General features: G+C 49.6%; 15 protein-coding genes and 1 tRNA gene. 10 read left to right on the top strand and 6 right to left on the bottom strand.

The window, feature by feature from the left end:
- Window position 1: 1 nt before the first annotated feature.
- Window positions 2-1,690 carry an ABC transporter permease gene (locus tag AB8S08_RS03315; protein WP_369743595.1) on the top strand — a complete coding sequence of 563 codons (1,689 nt, stop codon included), beginning with the start codon at window positions 2-4 and terminating at the stop codon, window positions 1,688-1,690.
- On the top strand, window positions 1,677-2,831 hold the full coding sequence (locus AB8S08_RS03310) for an ABC transporter ATP-binding protein (protein ID WP_369744179.1): 1,155 nt from the start codon (window positions 1,677-1,679) through the stop codon (window positions 2,829-2,831). Before AB8S08_RS03315 ends, AB8S08_RS03310 begins: the two co-directional genes overlap by 14 nt.
- Here the strand turns inward: AB8S08_RS03310 and AB8S08_RS03305 are convergent.
- Window positions 2,808-3,785 (bottom strand): CorA family divalent cation transporter, encoded by a 978-nt coding sequence (locus tag AB8S08_RS03305; RefSeq protein ID WP_369743594.1) that lies wholly within the window; start codon window positions 3,783-3,785, stop codon window positions 2,808-2,810. The two genes, AB8S08_RS03310 and AB8S08_RS03305, sit on opposite strands and share 24 nt — an antisense overlap.
- 112 nt (window positions 3,786-3,897) lie before the next feature.
- Between AB8S08_RS03305 and AB8S08_RS03300 the strand changes: the two genes are divergently transcribed.
- The 6 genes from AB8S08_RS03300 to AB8S08_RS03275 all read left to right on the top strand — a co-directional run bounded on the left by AB8S08_RS03300 (window position 3,898) and on the right by AB8S08_RS03275 (window position 7,627).
- A complete protein-coding gene (locus AB8S08_RS03300) occupies window positions 3,898-4,866 on the top strand; it encodes a calcium/sodium antiporter (protein ID WP_369743592.1) in 969 nt (322 codons plus the stop codon).
- A gap of 3 nt (window positions 4,867-4,869) precedes the next feature.
- Window positions 4,870-5,316 (top strand): DUF3429 domain-containing protein, encoded by a 447-nt coding sequence (locus AB8S08_RS03295; RefSeq protein ID WP_369743590.1) that lies wholly within the window; start codon window positions 4,870-4,872, stop codon window positions 5,314-5,316.
- 61 nt (window positions 5,317-5,377) lie between these two features.
- The gene (locus tag AB8S08_RS03290; protein WP_110074898.1) at window positions 5,378-5,599 is read left to right on the top strand and encodes a bacterioferritin-associated ferredoxin; all 222 of its coding nucleotides are present in this window, start codon (window positions 5,378-5,380) and stop codon (window positions 5,597-5,599) included.
- A 35-nt stretch (window positions 5,600-5,634) separates the two neighbouring features.
- Window positions 5,635-6,105 carry a bacterioferritin gene (gene bfr, locus AB8S08_RS03285; protein ID WP_369743589.1) on the top strand — a complete coding sequence of 157 codons (471 nt, stop codon included), beginning with the start codon at window positions 5,635-5,637 and terminating at the stop codon, window positions 6,103-6,105.
- A 21-nt stretch (window positions 6,106-6,126) separates the two neighbouring features.
- Window positions 6,127-6,600: a bacterioferritin gene (gene bfr, locus AB8S08_RS03280; RefSeq protein ID WP_369743587.1), complete on the top strand. Its 474-nt coding sequence runs from the start codon at window positions 6,127-6,129 to the stop codon at window positions 6,598-6,600.
- Between the two features lie 4 nt (window positions 6,601-6,604).
- On the top strand, window positions 6,605-7,627 hold the full coding sequence (locus AB8S08_RS03275; RefSeq protein WP_369743585.1) for a mechanosensitive ion channel family protein: 1,023 nt from the start codon (window positions 6,605-6,607) through the stop codon (window positions 7,625-7,627).
- Between the two features lie 20 nt (window positions 7,628-7,647).
- Here AB8S08_RS03275 and AB8S08_RS03270 read toward each other — a convergent pair whose 3' ends face one another.
- Window positions 7,648-9,522 (bottom strand): propionyl-CoA synthetase, encoded by a 1,875-nt coding sequence (locus AB8S08_RS03270; protein ID WP_110074902.1) that lies wholly within the window; start codon window positions 9,520-9,522, stop codon window positions 7,648-7,650.
- 166 nt (window positions 9,523-9,688) lie between these two features.
- Between AB8S08_RS03270 and AB8S08_RS03265 the strand changes: the two genes are divergently transcribed.
- Window positions 9,689-9,779: transfer RNA gene (locus AB8S08_RS03265), tRNA-Ser, on the top strand.
- Window positions 9,780-9,820: 41 nt separating this feature from the next.
- On the opposite strand, the gene AB8S08_RS03260 is transcribed toward AB8S08_RS03265, so the two are convergent.
- Genes AB8S08_RS03260 through AB8S08_RS03245 form a run of 4 tightly spaced genes read right to left on the bottom strand, consistent with a single transcriptional unit; the run spans window position 9,821 to window position 12,957 of the window.
- Window positions 9,821-11,029, bottom strand: coding sequence for an ATP-binding protein (locus AB8S08_RS03260; RefSeq protein WP_369743584.1), 1,209 nt, complete (start codon window positions 11,027-11,029; stop codon window positions 9,821-9,823).
- Window positions 11,030-11,049: 20 nt separating this feature from the next.
- A complete protein-coding gene (locus AB8S08_RS03255; RefSeq protein WP_369743582.1) occupies window positions 11,050-11,760 on the bottom strand; it encodes a response regulator transcription factor in 711 nt (236 codons plus the stop codon).
- Window positions 11,745-12,173: a DUF3019 domain-containing protein gene (locus tag AB8S08_RS03250; RefSeq protein WP_369743580.1), complete on the bottom strand. Its 429-nt coding sequence runs from the start codon at window positions 12,171-12,173 to the stop codon at window positions 11,745-11,747. Before AB8S08_RS03250 ends, AB8S08_RS03255 begins: the two co-directional genes overlap by 16 nt.
- Window positions 12,163-12,957, bottom strand: a complete 795-nt coding sequence (locus AB8S08_RS03245; protein WP_369743579.1) for a MipA/OmpV family protein — start codon at window positions 12,955-12,957, stop codon at window positions 12,163-12,165. Before AB8S08_RS03245 ends, AB8S08_RS03250 begins: the two co-directional genes overlap by 11 nt.
- Window positions 12,958-13,224: 267 nt before the next feature.
- Here AB8S08_RS03245 and AB8S08_RS03240 point away from each other — a divergent pair, with 267 nt between their 5' ends.
- Window positions 13,225-18,417: a S8 family serine peptidase gene (locus tag AB8S08_RS03240; RefSeq protein WP_369743577.1), complete on the top strand. Its 5,193-nt coding sequence runs from the start codon at window positions 13,225-13,227 to the stop codon at window positions 18,415-18,417.
- The last annotated feature ends 94 nt before the right edge of the window (window positions 18,418-18,511 follow it).

Below are 18,511 nucleotides of genomic sequence, written 5' to 3'. Positions count from 1 at the left end.
CTTGTTCACGGCGTGGCGTAAATTATCGCTGATTGCAACGGCAGCTCTGTTAGGGCTGCCGTTGTTAGTGATTTTATGGGTTGGCGTAGAACTGCTCATCGGCGGTGATTACGCTACCCTTAGCCACCTGTGGCAAACTGTGGTGCCCGAGTACATCCGGCATTCTTTATGGTTACTACTTGGGGTTGCCGTTGGCGTTATCACGCTCGGCGTAAGCACCGCCTGGCTGACTACAGCCTGTCGATTCCCTGGCCAACGGATCCTCACGTGGGCCTTGCTACTACCACTCGCCATGCCGGCCTACATCACCGCCTACACCTATACCGGCATGCTTGATTTTGCCGGTCCGGTGCAAACCACGCTGCGCGACACCTTTGGTTGGGGCTACGGTGATTACTGGTTCCCCCAAATTCGGAGCTTAGGCGGCGCTATCCTCGTCTTGAGCTTAGTACTGTTTCCGTACGTTTATCTGATTACCCGAGCCACTTTTATTCAGCAATCTGCCACGACCCTAGAAGCAGGACGTAGTCTTGGCCTAAACCCATGGCAGTGTTTTGTTCGCTTGGCGTTGCCGCTGGCACGCCCAGCCATAGTGACCGGCACCACCCTAGCGCTAATGGAAACCCTCGCCGATTATGGTACCGTCGCCTATTTTGGCGTCACCACCTTTACCACCGGTATTTTTCGTACTTGGTACGGTTTAGGTGATTTAAACGGTGCTCTACAGTTGGCTGGGATGCTGCTGATCGCAGTGATTGCCTTGATGTTTTTAGAACGTTGGTCGCGCCGCCAAGCACGATACGACCAACGAGCTAGTCGCCCCGCCCAACCCTTTCAATTACACGGCACCAAAGCCTGGCTGGCCAGCTTGGTGTGTTGGTTACCGCTGGTGTTTGGCTTTATTTTACCAGCACTACAATTGGCCAGTTGGTCATTAGAGCGCTGGCAAGTGTGGGTCGACCCTGACTTTTGGCAGCTCACCTTTAACAGCTTTATGCTAGCTCTTATCGCCGCGGTGATTGTAGTGACAATGGCTCTTTGGCTTGGTTACGGCCGCCGCCAGTTACCTACGCCAGCGGTACGCGTGAGTGTGACCTTTGCCGGTTTAGGCTATGCCATTCCCGGGTTGGTGATTGCCGTTGGCCTGTTGTTGGTATTGAGCAAACTAGACCACGCTATCATTGCTCTGAGCAAAAACTGGTTTGACTACAATCCGGGCTTATTACTCTCGGGCACTTTGTTTGCCTTGCTGTTTGCCTATGTGGTGCGCTTTTTAAGTGTCTCGCTACAAACCATCAATGCTGGCTTGGCCGAGATCCGTCCGAGCATGGACGAAGCTGCCCGCATTCAGGGCTACCGCCCGCTGCAGGTGTTGCGTAAAATACATTTACCCTTACTGCGCCCCAGTGTGCTTACCGCACTGATTTTAGTCGGCGTAGATGTACTCAAAGAATTGCCAGCCACGCTGGTACTGCGGCCGTTTGATTTTAATACCTTAGCCGTGCGCGCCTACGAAATGGCAGGCGATGAACGCCTTGCCGATGCTGGCCCGCCGGCCCTGATGATGGTACTAGTAGGTTTAATTCCGGTGATTTTGTTATCGCGAGCTATGCTAAAAAGTCGCAATTCGCAGCTAACAGCTCCCACCAACACGACCAAGGAGTCTGATTTTGCCCCTGTTACAGCTTGATAAGATCCACATCAGCTTTGGCACCCAGCACATTGTCCGCGGTGTCAGTTTACAGCTTGAAGCAGGCGAAATCGGCTGCTTACTGGGGCCCAGCGGGTGCGGTAAAACTACCTTGTTGCGTGCTATCGCGGGTTTTCAAGGGTTACAGTTAGGTACCATTACCATGGCCAACGAATGTGTTTCTTCGGCCAACCAGCTGACCCCACCAGAGCAGCGTGGCATTGGCATGGTGTTTCAAGACTTTGCCCTGTTTCCGCATTTAACCGTGGCCGAGAATATTAGTTTTGGTATGCGCAAAGCCAGTGCCGCCGAGCGCCGCGCTCGCGTGGATGAATTACTGACGCGGATTGGCTTGCCCGGCTATCAAAAACGTTATCCTCATGAGCTTTCCGGTGGCCAGCAACAACGTATTGCCTTGGCTCGGGCGCTCGCACCAAAACCACGCTTATTGCTTCTTGATGAACCCTTTTCAAGTCTTGATGCAGAATTAAGAGAGCGCTTAGCCGTTGAAGTTCGTGAGCTGCTCAAACAAGAACAAATCACCGCTTTGCTCGTCACCCACGATCAGCAAGAAGCCTTTGCCATGGCTGATAAAGCTGGGGTGATGTATCAGGGCGAACTCTTGCAATGGGAAACCCCGTATCAACTGTATCACCAGCCACGCCATCAGCTGGTGGCCGACTTTATCGGCCATGGCGTGCTGCTGCAAGGTACCGTCAATGCCTCGGGCTCGTTAGCCTCACCGCTAGGCATGCTAGAGCATCCGAGCTTATTGACCGTACCTGATGGCACCCCGGTGAGTTTTTTAGTGCGCCCGGACGATATCGTTCCTGATACTAATTCGCGTCTGCGCGGGCGCATTAAAGCACGCGGTTTTCGTGGTGCTCACAATCTTTACAGCGTACAGCTTAACAGCGGCATCGAAGTACTCACCTTAAGCCCGTCCCACGAACAAATGAACGTGGGCGATGAGGTAGGTTTACGGCCGGAATTTGACCACTTGGTGGTGTTTGCCGCAGATCATTGTGAATTGCCCGGCTTTCATGACCAAGCACCGCTGGTACGCCCGTTTACGCCACCAGTATCTACTGCACCACCAGCTCAGCCCGTGCCTACCTCACCAAAAGCGAAGTCGGCGTAATAGCAAGAATTCAACCACTGCGATAATCAGTAACGCCCCACTGAAAATCCAAAAAGCAGCGGCATCGTCAATCCCTGGCATGCCGCCAATGTTAATACCAAACAGTCCGGTTAAGAAACTGATCGGTAAGAACACCCCCGCAACCATCGAAAGCCAATAGGTATTGCGGTTCATTTTTTCTGCCACTTCTTGCTGCAAATGCTCTCGTAACATCCACACCTGCTCTAGCAGCATGTCCATATTCTCAAGTTCACGTTGGGTATTGTCGCGCTCATTCAGCAACCATTGCACCCACTCAGCCTCAAATAACTTAGGTCCATCCACCGCTAACTTATCTAACGCGGCAATTTGCGGGCGCACAAAACGAGTTAATCGCAATAAGCGTCGATGCAACACCGTAAGTTGCCGCTGCCGTTGCGCCGTAGTCCCTTTGCTGTCATCTTCCAGCTCTTCCATCTCTAACTCGATGGTATCTAGCAATTGCTCCAACTGATTGTTGGTCTCATCAACCAAATGCACCAAAAAATCAGCAATAGAGTCAGGGCCCTGGCCCAACTCGAGCTTTTTCTGCAGCGCTCGCACCGCATTCACGGGGCGTTTTCTGAAGCTATACAAGTTGTCGTTGTAAAATAGAATTCGCAAGCTCACCATATCTTCAGGTTGCTCACCCAACCCCAAATTCACCCCACGCAAAATCAACAAGAAGCCAGCACTAACCCGTTCAAATCGAGGCCGAGTATCTTCTTCTAACACCGCATCAATCAACGGTTCCGGAATACCCGCCGCCAACAACCAGTCACTCAAGCCGGGCAAATCACGCTGAAAATGAAACCAGCTCTGTTGTCGTTGATGATAGTTCTGATGCACCGGCTGCGCCGGCACTACCGAAAAATCCCAGCTATCGATGATAAAGTCAGGCCGCTGAGGCGGTATCTGTGAGTGATTATCTGTCATATTGTTATCCTTTCATGTTTTATTCAGTCTAGACCGACCACAAGCACATTCACAAGCCTTATCATTTCACGTTAAACTATGACAACTTATCGTTCACTTGTTTAGGAAACCTATGTTACTTGCCATCGCTGCTGTAATTATTGGACTTGCACTCTTGGTATGGAGTGCCGATCGCTTTGTCGATGGTGCTGCCGCTACCGCCAACCATTTAGGCATGCCCCCCCTGCTCATAGGTATGGTGATTGTCGGTTTTGGTACATCAGCACCAGAGATGGTGGTATCAGCCATTGCCTCACTGCAAGGTAATCCGGGTCTGGCTCTGGGTAACGCCTTTGGTTCTAACATCACCAATATTGCATTAATTCTTGGTTTAACAGCCGTGTTAGCTCCAATTGCAGTAGCTAGCCAAGTGCTCAAACGTGAAGCGCCCATTCTTATCGCCATTACCTTTCTAGTTGCGTGGCCTTTAGTCGATGGTGTGATTACTCAGCTTGAAGCTTGGGTCCTGCTGGCGGTATTTGCACTTTACATGGGCTGGAGCATCTATCAAGGCATGCGCGGTGGCGATGATGCCATGGCAGGTGAATTTGAAGCGGAAGTGAAGGCCCATGCCATGCCGCTCGGCAAAGCTATCACTTGGCTTGTGATTGGCTTGATCTTACTTATCATCAGCTCACGTATTTTAGTCTGGGGAGCCGTTGATATCGCTACCGCTTTTGGCGTAAGTGATTTAGTCATCGGCCTAACCGTGGTCGCAATTGGCACCTCATTGCCAGAGCTAGCTTCATCTATTGCTGCTGTGCGTAAAAACGAACATGACTTAGCCCTGGGCAACGTGATTGGCTCAAACATGTTCAATACGCTGGCAGTGGTTGGTATCGCCGGCGCTATTCATCCGATCGACCTAGACCCCTTAGTGTTTAGTCGCGATTGGCTGGTTATGGCGCTATTGACCGTGTTGTTGTTAGTTTTCGCGTTCCGTCCAAATGCGCGCCAAAACCGTATCAATCGAGTGCATGGTGTGATTTTCTTGATCGGTTACGTGGCCTACACCATTTATTTACTTAAAACAGGCTTATAAAGCATGCAGCTAACCACTCAGTACACCGCTCAACGATTAGGCTTTGCCGGGCTTATTCCCTTTATTGGGCTAACCTTGCTGGCCCTGCTGGATATCTATGGCGCCCACGCAATACAACTTTTTATTATCTACAGCGCCATTATTTTCAGCTTCTTGGGTGGTGTGCACTGGGGGCTTAGCCTGCAACAGCCACAGCAAGACCAATCACGCAACTTGCAATGGAGTATGTTTCCGTCAGTCACCGGTTTTTTACTGTTAGTGTGGCAAGCCTTGCCTTGGTGCAGCGATACTCAGCTAGCTAGTCTGGCTATTTTAGCCCTGCTGCACCTATTTTGGCTGAATTACGAGCGGCGCAAGCTCAGTGAGCACGGCTGGTATCTTGAACTCCGCGGTAGGCTCACCTTTACTGTCGTAGCCTTACATGTCATTTTATTGATCATTAGCATATAGCGCTATTGCAAATCATTCTCATTAAGTTTATCATCTCTCTAGTTGTTGCTAGGAGATGAGTATGTACGTGTGTTTATGCAAAGGGGTCAGTGATAAAACCATCCGTCGCGCGGTGGATGATGGCCTTTCTAGCATGCGCGAATTACGCCAACAGTATGGTGTAGGCAGCCAGTGTGGCTGCTGTACTCAGTGCGCAAAAACGGTGTTAAAAGAAGCCGTTGCCGAACGCAAACAACAAAAACAATTCGAAACTTTATTGCCAATTCAGGTGTGCTACGCTTAAGCTGTTACCCAAAGGAAACAGTTAGGAGTATCACCATGCATGGCAAACCACAGGTTTTATCTGAACTAAACCGCATACTTACGCGTAAACTTACCGCGATTAATCAATACTTTTTGCATGCCCGCATGTATCGCAACTGGGGCTTCGAAGCTCTCAACCAAGCCGCCTATAAAGCCTCTATTCATGAAATGAAACACGCCGATAAAATCATCGAGCGTATTTTGTTTTTAGATGGCCTACCTAACCTGCAAGACCTCGGCAAATTATACATAGGTGAAGATCCTGAAGAGTCCTTGCAGCTTGATCAGCGAGTGCAAGCCGCCGATGTGACTGAGCTACGTAGTGCTATTAAGCACTGTGAACAAGCCCAAGACTACGTTAGCCGAGATCTGCTCACCGAGATATTAGAACAACAAGAAGATTATCTAGATTGGTTAGATACCCAACTCGATCTGCTAGGCAAACTTGGCGTGCCTATGTATCTGCAAACCAAACTATCAGATTAACAGAACCTGGGAGTAGTGATCATGAGCTTTGATGCAAGCGCTGTAGCTGCGCAGTTAAATCGTCTGTTGGCCTTTGAGTTGACCTCCATTGACCAGTACACAGCCCATTCTCGTATCTATGAAGATATGGGCTTGAATGCATTGTACGAAAGAATCAACCACGAAGTGGATGATGAGCGTGGTCACGCAGATCTGCTGATTCGCCGAATTTTATTTTTGGGTGAACAACCTAACTTAGAGCAACGCGAACCACACACCATCGCCACCGACGTACCCACCATGCTGGCTAACGATCTAGAGCTTGAGCGTAACAACGCCAAAACACTGCGTGAAGTGATTCAATTTTGTGAACAGCAAGGTGACTTTGTTAGTCGTGACATGCTAGTCGGCATCCTCAAAGATACCGAAGAAGATCATGCCTATTGGTTGCGCCAACAGCTGCGTCTGATTGAGCGATTAGGTTTAGCGCTATTTTTGCAAGCCCGCATGAGCTAAGCCTATGGAGCAACTACTAAACCAAATAAGCAGTTTTTTTCATTGGTTTGAGCACGAGATCTTTACCGTAGGTGAAACCATAATCACCTACGGTTCTGTGGCGCGACTGCTGTTCATTTTAATCATCACCTACGTGGTGTCGCGAGTACTCCAAAATGCCTTGCGCCGCTTTGCCAGCTATCGTAAATCGATGGCGCAGTCCTCGGTATACGCCCTCACTCGCATCACCCACTATGTGGTGATGTTGATTGGCTTTTTAGTGGCTGTATCTTCCGTCGGGATCGATCTCACTAAGTTTGCCATTTTTGCCAGTGCATTGGGTATCGGCGTCGGTTTTGGTTTACAGAACCTGATCAGCAACTTTACCGCCGGTATCATGTTGCTGTTCGAAAAAACGCTAAAGGTTGGCGACTTTGTTGAACTTGAATCTGGCGTGACCGGTGAAGTGAAAGAAATCAATATTCGCAGTACCATCATCACCACCAACGACAACATTGATATTATCGTGCCAAACTCTGAGTTTGTCAGTGGCCGCATGACCAATTGGACCATGCGCGACACCTATCGGCGTATTCATGTGCCCTTTGGCGTCGCCTATGGAACCGATAAAGAACTGGTACGAAAGGCTGTCTTAGAAGCCGCAGAACGAGTGCCTCATACCCTACAGGATGGCACCCATAAACCACCCCAAGTGTGGTTCGTAGAGTTTGGTGATAGTTCACTTAATTTTGAGTTGGTGGCCTGGCTGAAACCCGAAGCCGTTAATCGCCCTGGCGCCGTTAAAGCCGCCTTCTTGTGGGAAATCCATACGTCACTTGAAGAGTACAAGATTGAAGTGCCTTTCCCGCAACGGGATCTGCATATTCGTAGTTGGTCTGAACATGCGGTGATGCCACATAGCCGCGCCAGCACCAGCGGCTTACAGAAACAGCAAGAATTAGAGCAGCAACAAGAGGCTGGTGCCACCGCTGAGCCCAGTGCCGACCCCGAGCAGCGCCCCGAAAATGACGCTGCTAAGGATCTTTAATGAATACCCCCGCAGAACAGCTAGCCCGCTAGCTGTTCGCGTAATTCATCAATACAACTAGGATCATCTATCGTTGATGGCACTTGTACCGGCTCGCCATCAGCTAATTGGCGCAATACCCTGCGTAAAATTTTGCCAGAACGAGTTTTCGGTAACCGCGGCACCACTAAAATCCGCTTCAGACAAGCTACCGCACCAATCTCATCCCGCACCAGCTGCACTAACCGAGCCGTGAGTTCTTCAGCGCTCACCTGTACCCCATCTTTAGTGATGACTAGCCCCACCGGCACTTGTCCTTTCAATTCATCATGCACACCAATCACAGCGCACTCAGCCACGGCATTGTCCTGCGCCAGAATCTCTTCCATCTCACCGGTAGACAAACGGTGCCCGGCAACGTTTATCACATCATCGGTACGCCCCATGATAAACACATAGCCATCATCGTCTTTATAGCCACCGTCACCGGTACTGTAGTAGCCCTCAAATTCACTCAGATAACCACTGACAAAACGCTCTTCGTTATTCCAAATAGTGGTTAAGCACCCTGGCGGCAACGGCAATTTAATCGCTACCGCACCTTGCTCGTTAGGCCCTACCGGTTGCCCTTTATAATCCAATATTTGCACATCATAACCAGGTAGTGGCAAGGTGGCTGAACCAGGTTTAATCGGATGCTCAGCCGCGCCCACCGGGTTAGCACAAATTGGCCAGCCTGATTCCGTTTGCCACCAATGGTCGTACACCGGCTTACCGGTAATGGCGGTCGTCCATTCATAGGTGGCCGGATCTAACCGCTCACCCGCCATGTAAATACGTTGCAACTTAGATAAATCGTAGCCTGCAAACAACAGTCCTTCTGGGTCTTCTTTTTTCACCGCCCGAAACGCTGTAGGAGCAGAGAACAAGACATTGACACCATACTCTGCACACACCCGCCAAAACGCGCCAGCGTCCGGCGTACGCACGGGTTTACCCTCGTACAGCACCGTCGTTACACCAGCCAGCAGGGGCCCATAGACAATATAAGAATGCCCCACAACCCAACCCACATCCGAGGCCGTAAACATCACCTGCCCGGGCTTTAAGCCGTACACTAAATTCATCGAATAATGCAACGCCACCGCATAGCCACCCGTGTCTCGCACTACCCCCTTTGGCTTACCCGTAGTGCCCGAGGTGTACAATACATACAACGGATCTGTCGCGGCAACCACGGTGCATTCCGCCGGCGATACCCCTTGCAGCCCTTGCTGCCAATCAATATCACGCTCTGGCAATAACTCAGCCTGACACTCCGGGCGCTGCCACACAATCACTTGCGCCGGCTTGTGGTTCGCTTCCTCAATGGCTTTATCTACCATCGGCTTATAAGGAATCACTCGATTCACCTCAATGCCGCACGACGCCGTCACGATCACTTTGGGTGTCGCATCATCAATCCGCACCGCCAATTCATGCGGTGCAAATCCACCGAACACTACCGAATGCACCGCTCCAAGCCGCGCACAGGCCAACATCGCAATTGCCGCCTGCGGAATCATCGGCATATAAATCACCACCCGGTCGCCTTTCTTCACATGCTGCTTTTTCAACAAACCAGCAAATAGCGCCACCTGATCACGCAACTCACGAAAGGTGTAGCTTGCTTTAGCACCACTCACCGGTGAATCATAAATCAACGCCAATTGATCACCACGACCATTATCCACGTGATAATCCAACGCCATGAAAGACACATTTAGCTCACCATCAGCAAACCAATCCGCACAGCCATTAGGTTTGAGCGATACAGCTTGCTGCGGCTCTTTAAACCAATGCAGCTTCTTCGCTTGCTGTAACCAAAAAGCGTCGCGGCGTTGCAACGATGACTCATATTCTCGGGGGTAACTCATGGTAGGCCTCTCAAAGTTTGTACTGCAATGCCCCTAGAGTAGCCCAGCCAGTAAATATTCCCATTCGACTTAGGTATGAAAAAGTGCAAAGACTGAGTTAATCGCTTCGGATCACCACAAGTCTGTTGATTTACCCCCAGCTTTTCCCTATCATACCGCCACTTCTGGAGAGGTGTCCGAGTGGCTGAAGGAGCACGCCTGGAAAGTGTGTATACGCTAACCGCGTATCGAGGGTTCGAATCCCTCTCTCTCCGCCAGATACAAAACAACCGCCCTTGTGGCGGTTTTTTTGTAGCGGTTAAGTGCTGGTTACGCGGCTGGTACGCCGTTGATTGGGCCAGCGCATGATAATGCGAGCGCCACCAAGCTTGGGTGAACTATCGCAGCTAAGCTTAGCACCATGCCAGAGTGCAATCTGTTGAACAATATAAAGCCCCAAGCCAAAACCCGCAGTATGCGCATCGGGCTTAACAAAAGCCGCAAACAGATCTTGGCCCGGCAAGAAACCAGTACCATCATCTTCAACTGTTAACTCACACCACGCTGAATTCACTACAAAACTCACCTGAATGGCGCCCTGCGCATGTTTCATCGCATTGCTAATTAAGTTCTGCAATACCACAAACAAGGCCTCGCTATCACCGTAACCAGATTGCCCCTCATGCCTAAACGACAACTGTAACGTATCTTCAAAGACCTCATAGTGCCCAGCAACCGAATCCATAAACTTAGCTAAATCAAAAGCGGCCAACGGATGCTCGTCAAAGTAATCCAACCGCGCAAATGCCAAGTAACTGTTGGCTAGGTTTTCAATCAGTTTGAGATCACGCTGAATTTGCCGCTGATACTTATCATTGTGTGGAGTTTGCTTCATCAGCTCTAACGCAAAACGCATCCGCGCCAGCGGCGTGCGCACCTCATGCGAGATGGTTTGCGACAACTGCGTGTGCATGGTGACCAGCTTCATCACCTGCCGCGACATGCGGCTAAAAGTTTGCGCTAAGGGCGCAATCGGCGAACGAGCAGAAATCACCTGCGGCAAAACTTGTGGCGTTTCGCCAAACATCAGTGCCTGTTGTTGTAGCCGCTGCAAATCACGAAATACCGGCCACACCAGCACTAACACAATAACTACTAAGCCAAGATAAAAGCCAATAATGATCAATCGTAACCAACTATCATCTACTGGGTGTGCAAACACTGGCCCAACTTGCAACAATTCCCCCGTCGCTATTTGCCGATAATAGTAGAGCTGTTCATCACTTAATCGCAGGGCCAGGGTTTGCCCCTGCGCTAACTGCTGCAAACTGGTTTCCGGCAGAGCTAGTTCGCTAGCATCTACCAGTCTAATGTCAGTCAACTCACCGGCACGTTCAAACTGTTGAATGGATACAAAATAATGACCTTGCTCAGGATCGTTACGGGCCGCTAATTCACTCAAGCTGAGATAAAGAAATCCAGATAACAGCAGCAACAAACTCATCAGCTTGACAAATTTCCAGCGCATGCCGCCCAAGCTCAATCCCTTCATGGCATACCGCGGCTATTGTATATCAGGCTGTAGCCTTGGCCGTAAACCGTCATTAATTCCAGCTGCGGAATAGCCGCCTGTTCGAGTTTTTTCCGCAACCGGCTAATTTTTAAATCGATGGTTCTATCTAATCCGTCGTACCTTCGTCCCACCGTCTGCTCAAACAAATATTCCCGTGACAGAACCTGATTGCAATGCAGCACCAACATCCACAGCAGTGCAAATTCCTTATGAGTGAATTCACAAACCTGCTGCTGGTAGTGCATGCTGCGGCGTTGCCGATTAAACTCGATGTCGCCGAGTAATAGCGTTGGATTACTGGTTGCTTTGGTTTTACGCAAGTTCGCTTTAATTTTGGCCAGTAACAGCGAAGGGTCCACCGGCTTGGTAATGTAGTCGCAAGCACCTAGTTCTAACCCCATAATTTGTTCACGTTGGCTTGATAACGCACTCAAAAACAACAACGGACAGGCAAAATGGCTGGTTAGTCGCGCAATACCTTGAAACCCATTAACCCCCGGCAGCATCACATCGCAGATTATTAAATCAATCGCTTGCCGATTCGCTAAACGCAGACTTTCTTCAATCGAGGTAAAGTGCAAGACCTGATAATGCTGCTCTTGCAGATAATCGACGATCAATTGCGCCAGTGCTTGATCATCCTCAATCAACAGCAATTTTATTGGTGTAGCTACAGAATGTTCCATCCCAAACCTCGTCGTTTCCGGCGTTTACTTTCAATCAATTGCGCAATGCGCAGCTCGGCGCTAGCAACCACGTTACCATTTACTAGTTGTAGTTCAATCAGGCCATCTTGCTGTAACCTAACCTGGCGCTGAGTACTGATAGGTGTGCCTTGCGCAAAGCACTGTAATTGTTGGCGCGCCGCCTCAACCGACGACAACCATAGACAACTCGGTTGGGCCAGAATGGTCGGATAACGGATCCTCACGGTCATGTTACAGGAGCTTGCGCCAGCCTCTTGTACACAGGTTTTCGGGGTCACTTGCAGCCCTTTCAGAGCGTTCGCCATGGCCGGACTAGGTAGGGTCCAGCTTAACAGCGTAACTAGCCCCAATAGCAAAGGCTTTAGCGTGACTAAGAGCCTTTTAAAAGGCATAGCTAAACCCCAAAAAGCCGCCCCAATAATGCTGTTTATCTAATAACGGACTCCGCGCAATACCGCTATCAATGCGATTGTACTCAAGAATCGCCACGAGGCTCCAAGAAGGATTTAACGGCAGGTTTAAAATCCCTCGCGCATAACTATTGATGCCGCTGTATTGCCGAAATCTATCACTTTCTTGATGCACTTCAGCCGGACCGATTTCATAATAGTAACGACTTAACTCAGAACTTTTATAAGCCCAGCCTAACTCAACTGCCGTGGCAAAATACTCATACTCAAAGCGACGATTAAGTTTAAATAGCACTTCATGGCCATGATGCACACCACTGATATCCTGATAAGCCCCTAACGAAGCAGTCACCCAGGGGGTAGGCAGTTCCATATAGATGCCAGCTAAGTAAGAAATATTACGCTCCACATCAGCGTAATTAGGCTCTTCAAATGGGTCATTAATAGGCGCATAGCCCAGTAAGTCACTCAGCAACACATTACCGAGCCCTTTTAATTCAAACAGCAAGCCATCTTCGTTGAGGTGAGTTTGCAAATCGATAATGATCTGATCGGATTCATACAAACTGTACCCCAAGGTAAGGTTTTCCAAGTAAAAGCGATCGCCGTAATAGCTCACGCTAGGCAGCACAAGACTTCGTATCGGCTCACTCTTAAAACGAGGGTTATCTAACTGGCCATATCCCAAAGCAAGGTTCACATGCCAGCGTTTGGTGTCGATTTCTTGCACATCGTTAGCAGCTACTTGCGTGCCCCATAAGCTCATAACAAGCAGCATGAGGATAAGGCCAACGAACTGAGTTCTGCGGCGGTGGATGGTCATCAATTCTACCTCAAAATAATCATGCGACTACTGTACGAGCTTTATGCTGCGCTGTCGCTAGTTACGACTGGGGTTGATACAAAGTCGTACATGAATTTACTGCCTGAGAATCATCCAGATGTGCTTTTATCTGCCTACCCTATCATGGTTTTGCGGTACGTGATCGGGCTAATGGAAAAAACTAATTCTAATAAAATCAGGAAGTTCATCGTGAAAATAAAACTACTTACAACAGCAGTACTAGCTGCCTTGTATAGCGCCGGTAGTTTACAGGCAGCCATGCCAGACGCTACTGTCACTATCCCTGCAGCCGACCGTTTACAAGCGGTTAACGTGGATGTTGAGCAGCTCCGCCAACAACAACAAACCGTCCGCCAAGGCTCCTACAGCGTGTTACAAAACGATGGTTTGAACGTGCAACTAGGTAGCCAAAAACACAAATTTGTGTACGAAGATGATATCCAAGGCGAACATGTTTATATTGTACGCTTGCGGCAACCCGCACTTGCTGAGCAAGAGTTCTCTAGCCAAACCCAACGCGATCTAAAACGCAATCGTGGCAAACTTTTTACTGCTGGCCAAGCCGTCAACAAAGAAGTTGAAACCCTACAAGCCCAATTGCTCCAAAATCAAAATCACGTGTTAGCTGAGTTGGCTGGGGTTACCGGACAATCTTCTGCACGACAACGTTTTACCGCGGCCCTCAACGGTTTTTCATTAAAACTTACTCAGCAACAGGCCGCTGCGGTAGCTGAACACCCCGCCGTGGTGAGCGTGCAGCGTTCCAAAATCTATCAAATGCATACGGATGCTGGCCCTGAGCTCATTCAAGCTGACCAAGTTTGGCAGGGAACCGCTCCTAACAGTATCGCCGCCAAAGGCGAAGGCCTTATTGTCGGTATTATTGACTCAGGTATCAACTCAGACCACCCTTCTTTTGCGGCTGTTGCCGAAGATGGTTATGTTCATACCAACCCCTTTGGCAGTGGTAACTACGTAGGCGATTGTGAGCTTGCCACCTATGCCGAGCGGTGTAACGACAAACTTATCGGCATGCGCAGCTATGGTGTTATCACCGATGCTTTTGCCACAGGTGAATTAGGCAATACCGCAGCTCCTATCGGCGAAGATTATCATGGTCACGGTTCTCACGTTGCCTCAACCGTGGCCGGCAACCCTATCTACGGCGCTCCGTTAGTGGTGCCAGAGCCACTAAGCGCCAGCGATGGTACTGTCGTTAAAGACGAATTTTTTACCCAAATCAGTGGGGTTGCACCACGTGCGAACATCATTAGCTATCAAGTCTGTCAACCTGCGGCAGATACCGTCCAAGGCTGTCCGGGTGAAGCATTAGTTGCTGGTATTGAAGATGCCATCAAAGATGGTGTCGATGTCATCAACTTCTCCATCGGTGGGCAAGATTCTCATCCATGGAGTGACGCCGTTGAAATGGCCTTTTTAGGAGCTCGCGAAGCCGGCATTTTAGTCGCGGCGGCTGCCGGTAACTCAGGCCAACTAGGTAATTATGAGGAATATTTTGGTGCCATCGACCACGCCTCACCTTGGTTATTAAACGTGGCGGCATCAACTCACGATCGCTCGGTGATTATCGAAACCGTGGCGAACCAATTTGGCTTCGTTGAAGGCCCCGATGCCGGAACTCGTTTACCTACCGTTGAGCGTATTGTCGGCGGTGCCTTAAATAGCGAAGGCGTAACTGGGGTGGTGCTTAAAGCTGAAGATTACCTCAACAGCGCTGGCAACAAAGACAAGTACTGCGGTGAAGCTTATGCCGAAGGTACCTTTGACTACTACCCGGATGGCAGTCCGATTGTAGACAGTGCCGGACAACCCTTACCTGCCATCGTGGCCTGTGCACGTAATCCTATCACCGACCCGAATGGCATTGCTCGCACAGCAAAAGCCGACAACATCAAAGCCGGTGGCGCCGATGGTTTTGTGCTATACAATAGCGGTTATGGTGACCCTATCGCTGTCACTTCTGCATATTCCTTGCCTGCTATTCACATCACCAGTGGTGCTTGGTCTGGAGATAACACCAACGGTTACTATGGCCTCTCTGCTTGGCTGCGCAACAACGGTAAAGGTCATCTGATGACAATTCAGCCAACCCTGTTAGAGCAACAGCGGATTGCTGAAGATGCGGATTGGCTTGCGCCTTTCTCATCACGTGGCCCAAGCCCATCAACGCCAGCATCACTGATTCCTACAGTAGCTGCTCCGGGGGTGAATATTTATGCCGCTTGGTCTGATGAACATCCCTTCACCCAAGCTCCTGCTACCAGTGATTTTACGTTCTTAAGCGGTACCTCAATGGCATCTCCACATGCTGCCGGTGCCTTAGCGTTACTTAAGCAAGTTCATCCTGATTGGAGTGCAGCAGAAATTCAATCGGCGTTAGTTTCTACCGCTGATGAAACGGTTCGTTTCCGTTACTTTAATCGCGCCGATGGCGACATCATGGCAGCTGAAACCTACCGCGCAGGTAACGGCCGAATTAACGTAGCCAATGCGGTTAATGCTGGTTTAATTATGGATGAAAGCGCAGCTAACTTTGCCGCTGCCGACCCCGAAAATGGTGGTGCAGTAGACCGCTTAAATCTACCGCAACTGGTTAACTTTAGCTGTAAGCCAACCTGTTCTTGGTTGCGTACGGTGACCGCGACTACCGACGGTACTTGGCAAGTGGATATTGACGAAGTACGCAACTGGGCGTTTGATCCTAAGCAACAAACCAGCCAGAACGGGGTGACTATTACTGCACATCCTACCGAGTTCAGTTTGCAAGCTGGCGAAAGCCAAACCATCGTGGTTACTGCTTCGATTATGGATACCCAAGATTGGTTTAGTAACGCTGAGGTTGAGCTGCACTCAACGCTACGTTTAACTGAAGTTGGTAAGCGTAGCAGCGACCAGCATTGGCCGATTGCGTTCAAATATGACAACAACGGTATGCCTAATAATCTAGAGGTTATCGCACACCGTGCAAACGGCAGCCAAACCTTCAATAACATTGCGTTACCTGAAGGACAGAACATGGGGCGGGTCTTTGCACCGGTGAAAGCCGAACAAAAACTCATTACCGTACCGAAAGACGATGACCGCTTCTTCCCCTACACGCTCAGCGGCAGTACTGCTGATCCAGCCGATCGATTAGACGAAGCTACTCATACCGAATGGGTAAACGTGCCGGCCGGTTCTAAACGTTTTGTTGCTGAGGTGATTGGTCTTGAGCAATCGCCATTAACGGGTACCTCTGACCTTGGTAACTTAATTCTTTATGTAGGTAAAGATTACAATGGTAATGGCCAAGTGGACATGGATGATGAAATTGTTTGTATGTCGCAGCACATCATCTACAACAACTTCTGTAACATCAACAATCCTGATGCCGGCGACTACTGGGTGGTATTCTATAACTCACAAAAAGGTTGGTCTAACCAAGATCCTTTGGATGGTTTAGAAGAATCCTTCCGTATTGCTACCGCTGTAGTAAGTGATCAAGTGGCTAGCAACATGACGGTCGCTGTGCCATACGCTGATGGTAAAGGTACTAGCGTGGAGCTCAACTGGACTTTACCAGACGCTGAAGTAGATGATATCTACTACTCTTTGGTGGATTTTGGTACCTCGCAAGTCAATGCCGGTAATATCGGTAAAGTCGCTCTTAAGCTCACTCGTGGTAACAACGATGTGTCTCTTAGGGCCGGCCAAACCGCGGCCCAAGCTGGTGATCTGGTGCCGTTTACCTTTGATGTGTTAGCTAACACCAGTGGTCGTGATCGTGCCTTTACCATTCAGACAGATATTCCAGAGGGTCTGAAAGTGGTCAGCGTGAATACCAACAAGCCAGAAACAGCGTTCTCCATTGAACAAGCCGACGGCCAAGTGGTTATCAGTGGTATTCAACCGAACACCCGTGATCTTGCACCTGACTATAACATCACCACCAATCTCACCGATGCCCAGTGTGTTACACCTAACGTGGGTAACAGTAATCCCGGTGGCTATATCGATTTAGCCGAGTTTAACATCACGCCAGTCATGGGTGGTTTCGCTCCGGTCGAATACGATGAAAATGGTTATGTGTTACCAGGTCGTGATGGCGATATCTTGCACACCGAAGGGTTAGTGATTCCGGTCATTGATTTATATAATGGCGCCTTCGACAGCGTTCACCTCTATAACAATACCGACTACCTTAATGTGGGCAAAAAGAATGGGGTAGAAATTCGTGCTACGGGAATGATCTCCTTCAGCGAATATTCGCCGCTGTTCGGACCGTTCCACTTTGCTTTCCCTAACGGCGGTCATCCATACGAACAAGTCGGGCCATTCTGGCGTGCTGTTAGTATGGAAACGATGGAAATGATGAGCGTTCCTTTCTATCCAAGTCCGTATGATCCAGAAGGTATTTCTATTGCTAGCACGCAGTCAGGTTGGGCTATCGTAGAGTGGGATAATGCCCGTTCGTACGCCTTCGCTGACATCGCTGAAAGTGGCGAAATCATCTGGGAAGAACGCGACGACCGGTTTGATTTCCAGTTGATATTCAACGCACAAACCAAGCATGGCAGCGGCGACTTTGAATTGATCATGGCCTACGATAATATCGATTTCGGCAGCCAAGATGGACGCGGTTCAATCGGTCTCCAAGGTTATCGTGGCCCGGTTCATACCTTTGGTCCGATCGAAGGTTTCTTAGGCAAGCAGTTTGCTTTAGAAAATCTTGATGAGGTCGTCAAAGATGGCTTGGTCGTGTGCTACGACTACGTGGGTCCAGAAGTTTCTGAGTTCAACGTAACGCTGTGGACTGAGGTCATGGCTAACGCCGTCGGTAGCGATCTTACCGTAAACGCAGTCAGCTCAGTTGAGGGCATGGACGACATCACTATGTCTCAAACCTTGTCAGCACCTGGTAACATCACTCTAGGTAGCATCAGTGATAAATCCATTGATGAGAATACCAGCCTAGAAGATTTAGTGATCTACTACGTGGACGCCCAAAACAGTGTTAATGAAATCACCATCACCGGTGACAACATCACTGCTGAAGTGAGCGGACACCAATCAGGAGCAACTGCGACCATCACTCCTGCCGAGCATTTCCATGGCGAGACGCTGGTTACAGTGACTGTTACTGACGTAGAAAACCCTACCGACAAAGCGTCAACCAGCTTCACTTTAACGGTTGTTTCTGATGGCGAAGAGCCACCAACCGACGGTGGTGACGATGGTGATGGCTCGGGTGATGGTTCAGGCGATGGCTCTGGTGACGGTGATGAGCAACCAGCACCACCAGCGAGCAAATCAAGCAGCCAGTTCGGTGCTTGGATGTTAGCTCTGGTTGGCTTAGTTTGGTGGCGCCGCCGCCGTGGCTAAGGTACCCCACTGAGTTAGCCAACTCACTTACAAGTATTCTCCCCTATGTAAAACGCCATTCTGACGAATGGCGTTTTTTTGTCTACTAGCGCAA

This window comes from Pseudidiomarina sp. PP-1MA (assembly GCF_041200125.1).
GTDB classification, from domain to species: domain Bacteria; phylum Pseudomonadota; class Gammaproteobacteria; order Enterobacterales; family Alteromonadaceae; genus Pseudidiomarina; species Pseudidiomarina fusca.
The sequence above is the reverse complement of the archived record's forward strand: the minus strand, read 5'-3'. Positions and strand labels throughout refer to the sequence as shown.

Coding starts and splice junctions, on each gene's coding strand:
- bfr (WP_369743589.1), top strand. CDS start 5,635: ATGCATGGCAAACCACAGGTTTTATCTGAACTAAACCGCATACTTACG.
- AB8S08_RS03245 (WP_369743579.1), bottom strand. CDS start 12,957: ATGAGCTTATGGGGCACGCAAGTAGCTGCTAACGATGTGCAAGAAATC.
- AB8S08_RS03275 (WP_369743585.1), top strand. CDS start 6,605: ATGGAGCAACTACTAAACCAAATAAGCAGTTTTTTTCATTGGTTTGAG.
- bfr (WP_369743587.1), top strand. CDS start 6,127: ATGAGCTTTGATGCAAGCGCTGTAGCTGCGCAGTTAAATCGTCTGTTG.
- AB8S08_RS03250 (WP_369743580.1), bottom strand. CDS start 12,173: ATGCCTTTTAAAAGGCTCTTAGTCACGCTAAAGCCTTTGCTATTGGGG.
- AB8S08_RS03295 (WP_369743590.1), top strand. CDS start 4,870: ATGCAGCTAACCACTCAGTACACCGCTCAACGATTAGGCTTTGCCGGG.
- AB8S08_RS03305 (WP_369743594.1), bottom strand. CDS start 3,785: ATGACAGATAATCACTCACAGATACCGCCTCAGCGGCCTGACTTTATC.
- AB8S08_RS03290 (WP_110074898.1), top strand. CDS start 5,378: ATGTACGTGTGTTTATGCAAAGGGGTCAGTGATAAAACCATCCGTCGC.
- AB8S08_RS03255 (WP_369743582.1), bottom strand. CDS start 11,760: ATGGAACATTCTGTAGCTACACCAATAAAATTGCTGTTGATTGAGGAT.
- AB8S08_RS03260 (WP_369743584.1), bottom strand. CDS start 11,029: ATGCGCTGGAAATTTGTCAAGCTGATGAGTTTGTTGCTGCTGTTATCT.
- AB8S08_RS03300 (WP_369743592.1), top strand. CDS start 3,898: ATGTTACTTGCCATCGCTGCTGTAATTATTGGACTTGCACTCTTGGTA.
- AB8S08_RS03270 (WP_110074902.1), bottom strand. CDS start 9,522: ATGAGTTACCCCCGAGAATATGAGTCATCGTTGCAACGCCGCGACGCT.